The sequence below is a fragment of the Microcoleus sp. S36a_B3 genome (assembly GCF_036700745.1).
Taxonomy (GTDB): domain Bacteria; phylum Cyanobacteriota; class Cyanobacteriia; order Cyanobacteriales; family Microcoleaceae; genus Microcoleus.
Genome location: NZ_JAUBPN010000010.1, coordinates 34,625 through 46,996, shown reverse-complemented (window position 1 = coordinate 46,996; position 12,372 = coordinate 34,625). Strand labels below are relative to the sequence as shown.

General features: G+C 44.8%; 12 protein-coding genes. 6 read left to right on the top strand and 6 right to left on the bottom strand.

Going from position 1 to position 12,372, the window contains the following annotated elements:
* Positions 1 to 139 precede the first annotated feature (139 nt).
* The 5 genes from QUA01_RS13235 (at position 140) to QUA01_RS13215 (ending at position 3,710) form a co-directional block, all read left to right on the top strand.
* Positions 140 to 778, top strand: coding sequence for a peroxiredoxin (locus QUA01_RS13235; protein WP_333090025.1), 639 nt, complete (start codon positions 140 to 142; stop codon positions 776 to 778).
* Between the two features lie 129 nt (positions 779 to 907).
* Positions 908 to 1,489 carry a Uma2 family endonuclease gene (locus tag QUA01_RS13230; protein ID WP_333090026.1) on the top strand — a complete coding sequence of 194 codons (582 nt, stop codon included), beginning with the start codon at positions 908 to 910 and terminating at the stop codon, positions 1,487 to 1,489.
* A gap of 36 nt (positions 1,490 to 1,525) precedes the next feature.
* Positions 1,526 to 2,107: a Uma2 family endonuclease gene (locus QUA01_RS13225; RefSeq protein WP_333090028.1), complete on the top strand. Its 582-nt coding sequence runs from the start codon at positions 1,526 to 1,528 to the stop codon at positions 2,105 to 2,107.
* Between the two features lie 60 nt (positions 2,108 to 2,167).
* Complete coding sequence (locus QUA01_RS13220; RefSeq protein WP_333090029.1) at positions 2,168 to 3,142, top strand: cysteine synthase A; 975 nt, start codon at positions 2,168 to 2,170, stop codon at positions 3,140 to 3,142.
* Between the two features lie 262 nt (positions 3,143 to 3,404).
* On the top strand, positions 3,405 to 3,710 hold the full coding sequence (locus QUA01_RS13215; protein WP_333090030.1) for a (2Fe-2S) ferredoxin domain-containing protein: 306 nt from the start codon (positions 3,405 to 3,407) through the stop codon (positions 3,708 to 3,710).
* A gap of 220 nt (positions 3,711 to 3,930) precedes the next feature.
* Here the strand turns inward: QUA01_RS13215 and QUA01_RS13210 are convergent, their stop codons facing one another.
* The 6 genes from QUA01_RS13210 to QUA01_RS13185 all read right to left on the bottom strand — a co-directional run bounded on the left by QUA01_RS13210 (position 3,931) and on the right by QUA01_RS13185 (position 10,475).
* Positions 3,931 to 4,212, bottom strand: coding sequence for an HNH endonuclease (locus QUA01_RS13210; RefSeq protein ID WP_333090032.1), 282 nt, complete (start codon positions 4,210 to 4,212; stop codon positions 3,931 to 3,933).
* Positions 4,213 to 4,401: 189 nt separating this feature from the next.
* Positions 4,402 to 5,025, bottom strand: a complete 624-nt coding sequence (locus QUA01_RS13205) for a cytochrome c oxidase subunit 3 (RefSeq protein WP_333090033.1) — start codon at positions 5,023 to 5,025, stop codon at positions 4,402 to 4,404.
* Positions 5,026 to 5,246: 221 nt separating this feature from the next.
* Positions 5,247 to 7,052, bottom strand: a complete 1,806-nt coding sequence (ctaD, locus tag QUA01_RS13200; RefSeq protein ID WP_333090035.1) for a cytochrome c oxidase subunit I — start codon at positions 7,050 to 7,052, stop codon at positions 5,247 to 5,249.
* Positions 7,053 to 7,253: 201 nt separating this feature from the next.
* Positions 7,254 to 8,255, bottom strand: a complete 1,002-nt coding sequence (locus QUA01_RS13195) for a cytochrome c oxidase subunit II (RefSeq protein WP_194068229.1) — start codon at positions 8,253 to 8,255, stop codon at positions 7,254 to 7,256.
* 325 nt (positions 8,256 to 8,580) lie between these two features.
* Positions 8,581 to 9,345, bottom strand: coding sequence for a class I SAM-dependent methyltransferase (locus QUA01_RS13190; protein WP_194068228.1), 765 nt, complete (start codon positions 9,343 to 9,345; stop codon positions 8,581 to 8,583).
* A gap of 116 nt (positions 9,346 to 9,461) precedes the next feature.
* Complete coding sequence (locus QUA01_RS13185) at positions 9,462 to 10,475, bottom strand: S66 peptidase family protein (RefSeq protein ID WP_333090037.1); 1,014 nt, start codon at positions 10,473 to 10,475, stop codon at positions 9,462 to 9,464.
* 291 nt (positions 10,476 to 10,766) lie between these two features.
* Between QUA01_RS13185 and QUA01_RS13180 the strand changes: the two genes are divergently transcribed.
* Positions 10,767 to 12,197: a carotenoid oxygenase family protein gene (locus QUA01_RS13180; RefSeq protein WP_333090039.1), complete on the top strand. Its 1,431-nt coding sequence runs from the start codon at positions 10,767 to 10,769 to the stop codon at positions 12,195 to 12,197.
* Positions 12,198 to 12,372: the final 175 nt, after the last annotated feature.

Genomic DNA, 12,372 nt, shown 5'->3' with positions numbered 1-12,372 from the left:
AGGCGGGCTATAGATTACCGTAATGGAATTGGCGGGCGATCAACCAAAAAGTTTAGAATCATTTACAGTGCGATCGATAAACCGGGCAATTATGGGATGATAGAGAACCGTCGTTAAATAAAATTAGAGGAAATCAGTTATGTCACTGCGATTAGGCGATACAGTTCCCAACTTTACCCAAGCCTCGTCTAAAGGGGAAATCAATTTCTACGACTGGGCCGGCGATAGTTGGGTGGTGTTGTTTTCACACCCGAAAGACTATACCCCAGTGTGCACCACCGAACTCGGTGCAGTCGCCCGTCTCAAGTCGGAATTTGACAAACGTGGCGTGAAAACCATCGCCCTCAGCGTCGATGATGTGGATTCTCACATGGGTTGGATCAAAGATATTGAGGAAACTCAAAATGTCACCCTCAATTATCCGATTTTAGCAGATGGCGATCGTAAAGTTTCCGACATTTACGACATGATCCATCCCAACTCCCTCAACAACTTAACAATTCGCACCGTTTTTGTAATTGACCCAGAAAAGAAACTGCGTTTGAGCATTACCTATCCGGCGAGCACCGGCCGGAATTTTGGTGAAATTCTGCGAGTAATTGACTCCTTGCAACTTACGGACAAATACAGCGTTGCGACTCCAGTTGATTGGAAAGACGGCGACGACTGCGTAATTATACCTTCGATTACCGACCCTGCTGAGTTAGCAGAAAAATTCCCTAAAGGTTACACACCAGTCAAACCTTATTTGCGGATGACTCCTCAACCGAATAAATAAGTTTGATTTACAAACAAGTTTGTAGTTAAGGCTTTAGTCCTCAATCCTGAATTTTGAGGACTAAAGTACACACTACAAACACAGAAATCAACATTTTTATTTAATGATTTAGATTTCAGGAAAACCAAAATGCTGTCATCAAAAATCCTGTTGCGAATACCGCCCAAATTGCAAATGACAGACGAAGATTTTTTCGAGTTCTGTCAAATCAATAGTGAATTACGCATTGAACGCAACAAATCGGGAGAATTGCTAATTATGCCCCCTACTGGTTCGGAAACGGGAAACCGCAGCGGTAGCGTCTTTGGAGAGTTGTATATTTGGGCCGGCCAAGATGGAACCGGTATTTGTTTTGACTCCAGTACGGGATTTAAGCTTTCAATGGGTGACAAGTCTCCCGATGCTGCTTGGATTAAACTGGAAAGATGGAATGCTTTGTCACCAGAACAAAAGCAAAAATTTGCTCCTATTTGCCCGGATTTTGTAGTAGAACTCAGGTCTGCTTCAGACAATCTCAAGCCGCTGCAAGAAAAAATGCAAGAATACATGAGAGAACCAGGAGTGCAGTTGGGTTGGCTTATCGACCGCAAAAATCGCAGAGTTTACATTTACCGTCCCGATTTGCCAGAGGAATGTTTGGACAATCCCGCAACAGTCAGCGGCGACCCAGTTTTGCCGGGATTCGTACTCAATATGAGCAAAATTTGGTAAGCTTAGCACAGGAGAAACCCACCTGAAAACTCAATTATGCTGTCATCAAAAATCCTGTTGCGAATACCGCCCAAATTGCAAATGACAGACGACGATTTTTTCGAGTTCTGTCAAATCAATAGTGAATTACGCATTGAACGCAACAAATCGGGAGAATTGCTAATTATGCCCCCTACCGGTTCGGAGACGGGAAACCGAGAAGGCAATATATTTGGGCCGCTGTGGGTTTGGTCAGAACAAAACGGTACAGGTTTAGCATTTACTTCCAGTACGGGATTTAAGCTTTTAATGGGTGACAAGTCTCCAGATGCTGCTTGGATTAAACTGGAAAGGTGGAATGCTTTGTCACCAGAACAAAAGCAAAAATTTGCTCCTATTTGCCCGGATTTTGTAGTAGAACTCAGGTCTGCTTCTGACAATCTCAAGCCGCTGCAATCAAAAATGCAAGAATACATGAGAGAACCCGGAGTGCAGTTGGGTTGGTTAATAGACCGCAAAAATCGCCGAGTTTACATTTACCGTCCCGATTTGCCAGAAGAATGTTTGGAGAATCCGGCTACAGTCAGCGGCGACCCAGTTTTGCCGGGATTCGTACTCAATATGAGCAAAATTTGGTAGCACAACAATAAATATCAACTTATTGTCAGACTTAATAATAGAATGCAGTAGGCAAAAAATATGGATATCAAAAGCGGCTTTGTAGGCACAATCGGTAACACACCACTAATTCGGTTAAACAGCTTCAGCGATGAAACAGGTTGCGAAATTCTGGGCAAAGCAGAGTTTCTCAATCCCGGCGGTTCTGTTAAAGACCGGGCTGCTTTATACATCATCAAAGATGCAGAAGAAAAAGGCTTGCTAAAACCTGGCGGCACCGTTGTTGAAGGCACTGCCGGCAATACTGGCATCGGTTTGGCGCACATTTGCAACGCCAAAGGTTACAAATGTTTGATTGTGATTCCCGATAACCAATCTCAAGAAAAAATCGATGCTTTAAAAACCTTGGGCGCTGAAGTTCGGACTGTTCCCGCTGTTCCTTATAAAGACCCGAATAATTATGTCAAATTGTCGGGAAGATTGGCTGCGGAAATGGACAATTCAGTCTGGGCAAATCAGTTTGATAATTTAGCCAATCGCCGAGCTCATTACGAGACAACTGGCCCGGAAATTTGGGAACAAACAAACGGAAAAATTGATGCTTGGGTAGCCGCAACGGGTACGGGCGGGACTTTTGCTGGGGTGGGAATGTTTTTGAAATCAAAAAATCCCGCGATTAAAGCTGTTTTGGCAGACCCGATGGGCAGCGGGCTTTACAGTTATTTTAAAACTGGGGAAATTAAGACTGAAGGTAGTTCGATTACTGAGGGTATTGGTACCAGTCGCATCACTGGGAATATGGAGAATGCGCCGGTAGATGATGCTATTCAAATTGATGATGCTGAAGCTGTCCGCGTGATTTACCAATTGTTGAGACAAGAAGGGCTGTTTATGGGCGGTTCTGTGGGGATTAATGTGGGGGCGGCGGTGGCTTTGGCGAAGCAAATGGGGCCGGGACATAGGATTGTTACGGTACTCTGCGACGGCGGGGCGAGGTATCAGTCGCGTTTGTTCGACAGAGAATGGTTGGCGGCAAAAAATCTGTCGCCAGACTAATCGTTTGATGCGCGCGCCGCTGCGGTTCTAGAGGCATGATGGCTCAAAAAAACTGGTTTTTTGCAGAGTCTGCGGGGCTGACGGGAGTTTTGTGGAAAAAAAATCGGTTTCTGACTGCTGGCGAGTTCAAAACTGATTAATCATCAAGTAGGCAGCGCGCAACCTAATTTTCCAAAAATTGTCACAATAGATGTTATATGGCCGCACCTATTCCCATGATAAAAAAATATCATATATGTAGTCGAATGTCAAGTAAAAAAACATGAAAATCACAGAATCTTCTAGGCGAGTTCTTGTTTGCCAAAACCGCACTTGTCGCAAGCAAGGTGCAGCAAAAGTACGAGCAGCATTTGAGAAATTGTCCCCCTCAGAAGTTGAAGTTGTTGCTAGCAGTTGTTTGGGGCAGTGCGGCAACGGGCCGATGGTGTTGGTGCTGCCCGAAGAGGTTTGGTACAGTGGGGTTTGTGCTGAGGAAGTTGCGGCAATTACCGATCGACATTTGCGGGGAGGAAAGCCGGTAGAGGCGATGCTTTACCGCAAGTTTCACGGGCTTTCTCAGCAGCCATAACCCGGTGTTTGAGCAATTGCTATCTATTAATTAAAAACAATAAAATTGGTTCGATCGTTCGGACTTGAGTCCTTGATAAATGCTGACTAAAGTCCGAACGATCGAACTTGGGGACTAGATATAGCGGTTATCAAGCGTGGTGAGGTATGCCCCATGCCCTATGCCGCATAGTACCTCATCTTTATGAAAAAGGCTATATCTGAGTGCTAGTTTTGCATTGTCAAGCTTTTTTGCCATGTACTTGAATGCGTTTGTCGTTTTTTTGTTTCTTCACCCAAGAGAGAAATTTCTGGAATTGGGGGTCATTTTTGAGCTTTTCTAGGGTGTTGAGCTCTTGGGCGAGGTGTTTGTTGTCGAACAGAGAGTGAATCTGGCGGTGACAAGCGGAGCAAATGTCGATCGTCGGGCTGGGATCTTCGTTTTTCCGCTTGGTGTTTTGTTTGGGGATGAGGTGGTGGGCGGTTAATGCTGCCATTTGTCGATCGCACAATTCGCACTGCATAATTTTCTCAATGCTGTTTGATAGGCAATTGCTTCTTTTAATTTAGCCTAGTTTAGGGCGATCGGCTTTCAGAAAGTGAGTAAAGGTCGATCGCACTTTGCAAACAATAAAAAACCCCCAACGGGGGGTCATATTAATTTCTAGTGGGGCAGCCTTCTTGCCTGCCCCTAAGTAGAACTACCTACAGGTTCAAATCACGTACAACAGTACAAACAAAACAATCCAAATCACATCGACAAAGTGCCAGTAAATCTCGGTAGCTTCGATGCCAAAATGGTGTTCGCTAGAATAATGACCTTCCACGCGCGATCGCCAAACTACCCCGGCCATCAGCAGCACTCCAAATGTAACGTGCAAGCCGTGAAAAGCAGTCAAAACGTAAAAGCAACTAGCGTACAAATTAGTTGTCAGGCCAAACTCTAAATGAGTGTATTCGTAAACCTGACCGCACAAAAACACTACGCCCATGAGGATAGTTGCAAGCAACCAATTCCTCATACCCGCTGCATCGTTCTTTTTGATTGCAGTATCGGCATTGTGAATCACAAAACTGCTAGCAATCAAAATTATCGTATTAATTCCCGGCAGCAATAACTCGCGATCGGGCGTACCTTCAGGCGGCCACACCGGGGCCATCGCTCGATAAATCAAATAGGCCGCAAACATACCCAAAAATATCATGCCTTCAGCGCCCAAGAACACAATTACCCCTAAGATTCGGTGGTCGGGATGCTCTTCGTGCCCTTCTATTTCGGCGCTGTGGTGGTAATTGAGAGCTGTTTTTTCTGGATCGATCGTTGGAATTTGTTGCATGATAAATTGCTAGTTGGTAATCAAGAAGTCAGTTGGCAGTTGGTTGTTGGCAGTTGGTTGTTGTCATCAGTAGGGGCGGTGCCCCTGTGCCCGCCCTTCTTACTTAGCAGTCATCAGTCATCGGTTAGTTGTTGGTTGTTAGTTGTTGGTTATAATAACTAATTAGCAATTCCCAATTCCCAATTCCCAATTCCCAATTCCCAATAACTAATGACTGATGACTAATTGTCATCTTGACTTTCATCCGCAGGAGAATCAGCTTTTATTTCTGATTCAGGAGCGACTAAAGTTGCAGTACCGCCAAAGAAAGTTGAAGCTTGAGCCTCTGCAATCGGAATACCTTCTTTCTTGGCGCTGCGGGTGGCATTTTCCCTCAACTTCAGCCTGAGACGCTCCCCAGTATGCTGAATTTTTTCCATGCCGTAATCGTAAGGCCCGGTTGCTAATACCGGCACTCCTTCAAAATTTTCGATCGGCGGTGGCGAAGTCGTCATCCATTCCAAACTCAAAGCTTGCCAAGGATTGTCACCTGCTTTCGGGCCATATCTCCAGCTCCAAATCACGTTAACAATAAACGGGATTGTAGAGACTGCCAGCATATAAGCGCCCACAGTACAAATGACATTAATCGTGGTAAATTTCGGGTCGTACATTGCCACCCGCCGGGGCATTCCTTGCATCCCCAAAGCGTGCATCGGCAAGAAAGTTACAGTGAAGCCCACATAAGTTAAAACAAAGTGAACTCTACCCCAAAATTCGTTAAGCATCCGCCCAGTCATTTTGGGGAACCAGTGGTAAAAAGCAGCGTAAATTCCAAACACTGAGCCGCCAAACAGCACGTAATGTAAGTGAGCGACGATAAAATAAGTATCGTGAACGTGAATGTCAAAAGGTACGGAAGCTACCATGATCCCGGTGATGCCGCCGAGGACGAATGTTGAGATAAAACCCATCCCAAATAGCATGGCGCTAACTAGGCGGAGTTTTCCTCCCCAAATAGTGGCCAACCAGCTAAATATTTTAATCCCAGTGGGCACGGCGATGATCATAGTTGTGATCATGAAAAACATCCGCAGCCAGCCAGGAGTGCCACTGGTAAACATATGGTGCGCCCACACGATTAAGCCCAAAAAGCTGATCGCGAGACTGGAATAGGCGATCGCCAAATAACCAAAAATTGGCTTGCGCGAATGCACCGGCAAAACTTCTGAAATCACCCCGAAAAAGGGCATGATCATAATGTAAACTGCCGGGTGCGAATAAAACCAGAATAAATGCTGGTAGACAATGGGATCGCCGTTACCTGTCGGGTTAAAAAATGCCGTCCCCGCTAACAAGTCAAACGACAGCAAAATCAAAGCTGAAGCTAACACTGGAGTAGCAATTAAAGTCAGCGCTGCCGTCGCAATCATTGCCCAGCAAAACAAAGGCATTTCATTGAGACTCATGCTCGGAACCCGCATCGTGAAGATGGTAACGGCAAAATTCACAGCTCCCAAAATCGAAGAAGTTCCGAGAATCAAGACGCTGAGAATCCAAATTTCTTCTCCGGCTTGAGCAGTAACTAAGCTCAAAGGCGGATAGGAAGTCCAACCAGCCTGCGGAGCTCCCACCAAAAAACTGCTCAGCAGCAATACGCCGCCTACTGGAATTAACCAAAAGGCAACCGCATTCAGCCTAGGAAATGCCATGTCTTTTGCCCCAATCATTAAGGGGATCAAAAAGTTAGCAAATCCAGCTCCGGCTGGTACGATCCACAGGAAGATCATCACCGTGGCGTGAACGGTAAATAAACTGTTGTAGAGTTCGGGGGTGACAAAATCGCTATCGGGGGTGGCGAGTTCGGTTCGCACTATTGTCGCCATCACGCCGCCGATTAGATAGAAACAAAATGTTGTAACTAGGTATTGAATACCGATTACTTTGTGGTCGGTACTAAAACCGAAGTAATCTCGCCAATGTCTGTCGGCCGGCGCTGTGCCGCGAGCCTCAAGGTTGGCAGTTTCTTGGAACTGTGCTTGTGTCATAAGAACAATATAAAGGCTTCCTAGTTTGCCGTGAAAACTTCAATCTTAGTTTGTAGTAACTTTTTCAGTTTTTTCTACCCTTGGGAGCCGGACTAAAGTCCTTACTACGACAATTTTTGCAGTAAGGATTTTAGTCATTGCAATCTTGAGCCGGACTAAAGTCCTTACTACGAACCTTTTAGATGAAGGTACGGACTATTTTTAGTGATGGTTTGGGTGAAGTTTTTCTAGGGTTTCTGGATTAATTTTTATTTCCCTGACGTAGGGAGCTAAAAATTCTCCGTCTGACATTTCCCCAGGATTAATTGCTATTGCTTCCTCTAAGTTTTGAGTGCTAGCAATTTGCTGTTCCTTGACCCAATTATCGAAGTCTTCGGGGGTGTGAACGAATGCTAAAGCTTTCATCGCTCCGTGATAAGCGCCGCACAATTCTGCACAAACAATCCGGTATTCGCCGACTTTATTTGCTGTAAATCTCAGTTCGCTCGGCCTGCCGGGAATTGCATCTTGTTTGAGGCGAAATTCCGGCATCCAAAATGCGTGCAGCACGTCTTGAGCTGCAATATTTAGCTGCACGTCGCGGTTGGCTGGCATATGCAGTTCGCCGGAACTGACACCGCTTTCTGGATAGCTAAAAATCCAGGCATACTGCAAACCCATGACGTTTACAATTAAGTCTGGTGCTTTATTTTCATTTTTTGGGGATGCGCCAACGCCAAGAGCAACGAGCTTTTGAGAGGGAATTTTAGGGGCGTTTTGGGGTGTATCTGACAGTGTGGCCGCGATCGCACTTCCGCGCATTTGAGATTGCGATTGCATGGTGCCGTGGTCATGATTGCCCATCGGATCGAGGCCTCCCATTGAGTTGTAAATCTCAAAACTGTAGACTCCGATTCCTAAAATTATCACCGCTGGCAAGGCTGTCCATAGAATTTCTAAAGGAAAGTTATCATGCCAAGGCGGGCCGTCTGTGTTGTCTCCTTTACGGCGGCGGTATTTAATTGCAGCAACGATCAGCAGTCCCTGAACCATGATAAATAGTCCGGTGGAAATGGTCATCATTGTGTTGAAGAGTCCGTCTACCTGGGAGGCCTCCTCAGAAGCGGCGATCGGCATTAAACCATGATTCTGCCCGTACCAGAGACTGATCAGAGTCACTCCGATACCGGCGAGCATGGTGATGATGGAACTTGGAATGTTCACGCTGATACCTTAGTAGTAGCGACACTTCTTCGCTTGAACAATTAGGGAAGCAACTCTGGGTTGTCAATTTTTAATTGTAAATTGACATTTTGAGTGCAATCCCTATCTTAATGCTTACTTAAGGCTTATACCATTTTTGATTGCTGATTTGATATTTTTGATGGGGAATGACTTATGCTCTAAGGGTTTGGAGCTAAGAGGAGCGGTAACATTTTTTTGTGAAACTGAGATGAGTTTTTTTTGGCGATCGCTCGTTCAAATTAATACGGTTTATGTCCCTTGACAAAACTTAGAAAATATGGTAAACAATTGGTATTTTTTGTTACTAAACTTGAGATTGTTTCTCAAACACCATTAAATGCTGCTGGGGTAACATATCTTTTGTCTCTTTCCATACTAAACCGACGGCGGCCATTTCTTTTTTTACCTGTTTTTGGGTCATTTTGTGCAAGCCTTTAATGGGAATCATTGGATTTTCGCCCCGATACTCGATCGATACCGCGCGCCCTCCCGGCTTGAGTGCTTTGACAATTCCTTCCATCATTTCTCTGGGATATGCAAACTCGTGATAAGCATCCACCATCACAACTAAATCCACGCTATTTTCCGGCAAATTCGGATTGTCAAGACTGCCCAAAACTGGCTCAACATTAGTAATATTTTTTTCTTTTTTGTTCAACTCAAGAAAATTAATCATTTCCGGCTGCACGTCAACGGCGAAAACCTTTCCTTCGGGAACTAGGGCAGCGATGCGAAAGCTAAAATACCCGGTTCCGGCTCCAATGTCTGCTACAATATCAGTTGGTTTTAAATCGAGATTGTTGACTAATCGAGCGGATTTTTCTTCCATGCCGCGAGATGGTCTTTCCAGCCAACCAGCGCCTTCATATCCCATGACTTGGGCAATTTCTCGACCCATGTAAAATTTGCCTATACCGTCGGGATTGTGGACGGTTCGCTGCTGATAAATGGTGTCGCTGCCGACAATTTTATTTGCTTGTGCTGCGGTGCAAGCAGTCTGGGAGAACAGGCAAATAATTGTCAGGATTATTACTGTTAATGGTTTAATCAACTGTGCGGCTTTTTTCACGACGATATTTCGGATTTTGTGTTTGAATATTGGCTCGTTGTTTCTCGTTCCCTGGCTCTGCCTGGGAACGCAGATCCAGAGGCTCTGCCTCGGCAAGAGCGAAAATATTTCACTATTTAATTGACAGCGGATTCTAATAATTTGATTGTACCAGAATTTGCATCGATTTCGACTTCTTTGCCGATCGGCAAAGTGAACTTATCCCGAATGTGTCCTGTCATGGAACCGTACCACGCGGGAATATTCAAGGGGCGAATCAGATCCGTCAACACTTGATCTAAGGTTAAGGACTCTTGCGGTTTTTCAGCTTCGCACTTGGTACACTGTCCGAAAATAAAACCGGATATTTTATCTAGAATGCCCGCTAATTTAAGCTGCGTTAACATTCGATCGATTCGATAAACTTCTTCGCCCACTTCCTCGACAAACAAAATACTATTTTCCCATTCCGGCAAATAAGTAGAGCCTACCATTGCTGCAATTACTGATAAATTGCCGCCGATTAGTTTTCCCCTAGCTGTGCCGCGCCGGATAACTTGAACTTGCACGCTTTGGGAGTTTTGCATGGTGACAGCACCTCCGTCAAACAAAACTTTTTTGACGTAATTTACTGTAAAGGGACTCCAACTTGAGACACCTAAAGGGCCGTGAAAAGTAACTATATTAGTTTTAGCATGAATCGCTAATAAAAGTGCTGTAATATCGCTGAATCCCATAATTATTTTGGGATTGTTGCGGATAATGTTGTAATCTAGGAGCGGCAAAATTCGGTTGCAGCCCCAGCCGCCCATCCCGGTAAAAATAGCTTGCACTGAGTTATCGGCAAAGGCGCTGTTGACATCGGCGGCGCGATCGGCATCCTTCCCTGCTAAATAGCCGTAGCGATCGTAAAAATGCTTTCCCAGTTTAACTTTTAAACCCAGGTTATCCAATACTTTAAAAAAATCCTGGATTTCTTTTTCGTAACTGAAAGCGGCAGGATTGATTAAAGCAACTGTATCACCGACTTGCAGGCGGGGAGGCTTAATAATTGTTTGGGGTAAAATGTTGTTTTGGGCGATAGGCAAAAGTATCGTGCCAATAGCAGTCAACCCAAAAGTTTTGAGCAGATAGCGGCGGGGGAGAGTCATAAATGTTATACCATTTTTCAATTAAGTGAAATTTTAGATACTTCGGCTTCGCTCAGTACGAGTTTTAAATTTTATATTTGAGGAATTGTTAATTAATTGGTGAATACTTGACTCGCTTGAGAACGGCTATAGATAACTTCTGCTATAGCGGTTCGATCGCGTTGTGAGGTATGCCTTATGCCCTATGCCCGGTTTGGCCTATGCCGCACAGTACCTCCTATGAGAGCTTGAAAGGCTATATAATTGTATATTGAAATTGCTGCCAGCCCAGTTAAAAATTGCCAGTTTAACATGAAAACAGACACTAACATCTCAGCTAAAAAATCCTGGGCTAAAGCTTTAGCCACTCCGGCTGCGGAGTTTCCGTTGACTCAGCTATCGGTTAAAAGCGGTAAAATTCCCGACGGATTGCGCGGCAGTCTCTATCGCAACGGGCCTGGACGTTTGGAACGCGGCGGCATGACTGCGGGACACTGGTTTGATGGCGACGGTGCAATTTTGGCAGTACATTTTACTGATGTAGGTGCTACTGCTGTTTATCGCTACGTGCAAACAGCGGGATATTTAGCTGAAGAAAAAGCTAATAGATTTATCTATACTAATTATGGCATGACAGCACCGGGGCCTGCGTGGTTGCGGTGGACTAAATCTGTTAAAAATGCTGCCAATACTTCAGTTTTAGCTTTGCCCGATCGCCTTTTGGCATTATGGGAAGGTGGCCCGCCTCACAGCCTAGATTTGCAAACTCTGGAAACTAAAGGAATCGACAATTTAGGCAATTTAGATAGTAAATTTTCTTATTCAGCTCACTGCAAGCGCGACCCGATTACTGGCAATATTTTTAACTTTGGAATTACCAGCAGTGCGAGTCCCAAGTTGAATTTGTATAAAAGCGATTGCACGGGCAAAATTGTGCAAAAAGCAACTATTCCTTTAAAGGGGATTTCTCTCGTACACGATTTTGTTTTGGCGGGAAAGTATCTAATATTTTTTGTGCCGCCGATGCGACTCAATGTTTTGCCAGTGTTAGCTGGAATTAGTAGTTATGGCGACTCTTTTGACTGGAAACCGGAGTTAAAAACGCAGATATTAGTTATTGATTCGGAAACTCTGTCTTTGGTTAGTTGTGGCGAAACTGATGCTTGGTTTCAGTGGCACTTTGCTAACGGTTTTGTCAAGGAAGATGGTTCGGTGGCGGTAGATTTTGTGCGTTTCGCTGACTTTCAAACTAATCAGCGACTGAAAGAAGTACCGACAGGTGAAACTCGCACTGACGCGGAAGGTTCTCTGTGGCGGGTATGTTTAAATCCTGAAACTGCCGAGGTGATAGCAGCCGAACAATTGCTGGATCAAGCTTGCGAGTTTCCGGTTGTACCTGCTTACGAAATTGGTCAAGACTCGCGGTATATTTATCTGGCAATATATCGGTCTGATGTTGATATTGTAGCGGAACGTTACGGGGCGATCGCCCGTTTGGACACACAAACCCGAAATCTCACAATTGCCGATTGCGGCGAAAATCGCTATCCCACAGAACCCATCTACGTTCCAGATATTTCCTCGGAGAAAGGTTGGATTTTGACAGTTGTTTATGATGGGAATTCTGATAGCAGCGAAGTCTGGATATTTGACAGCGACGGACTAAACAGCGCTCCTATTTGTCAGCTAGAATTGCCCGGTGTCATACCTTTGAGCTTTCACGGTACTTGGAAATCCGCCTGATGAGAAAATTGTAAAGAAGTGTTGCGGAAGATTTATTAAAAATTGTTGCCACTTTTCTGTCAAGTTGTTAAGGTGTGTGTAGAAGCGAAAAACTCATATCTAGGAGGTATGTGATTGATGCTCTATATTGCTCAAAAATCCCCGGCGAATATAATTCGCGGCTGCACAAACAAAG

Bases quoted from the DNA above. Each gene is read 5' to 3' on its own strand.
- QUA01_RS13235 (WP_333090025.1), top strand. From the start codon at position 140: ATGTCACTGCGATTAGGCGATACAGTTCCCAACTTTACCCAAGCCTCG.
- QUA01_RS13230 (WP_333090026.1), top strand. From the start codon at position 908: ATGCTGTCATCAAAAATCCTGTTGCGAATACCGCCCAAATTGCAAATG.
- QUA01_RS13225 (WP_333090028.1), top strand. From the start codon at position 1,526: ATGCTGTCATCAAAAATCCTGTTGCGAATACCGCCCAAATTGCAAATG.
- QUA01_RS13220 (WP_333090029.1), top strand. From the start codon at position 2,168: ATGGATATCAAAAGCGGCTTTGTAGGCACAATCGGTAACACACCACTA.
- QUA01_RS13215 (WP_333090030.1), top strand. From the start codon at position 3,405: ATGAAAATCACAGAATCTTCTAGGCGAGTTCTTGTTTGCCAAAACCGC.
- QUA01_RS13210 (WP_333090032.1), bottom strand. From the start codon at position 4,212: ATGCAGTGCGAATTGTGCGATCGACAAATGGCAGCATTAACCGCCCAC.
- QUA01_RS13205 (WP_333090033.1), bottom strand. From the start codon at position 5,025: ATGCAACAAATTCCAACGATCGATCCAGAAAAAACAGCTCTCAATTAC.
- ctaD (WP_333090035.1), bottom strand. From the start codon at position 7,052: ATGACACAAGCACAGTTCCAAGAAACTGCCAACCTTGAGGCTCGCGGC.
- QUA01_RS13185 (WP_333090037.1), bottom strand. From the start codon at position 10,475: ATGACTCTCCCCCGCCGCTATCTGCTCAAAACTTTTGGGTTGACTGCT.
- QUA01_RS13180 (WP_333090039.1), top strand. From the start codon at position 10,767: ATGAAAACAGACACTAACATCTCAGCTAAAAAATCCTGGGCTAAAGCT.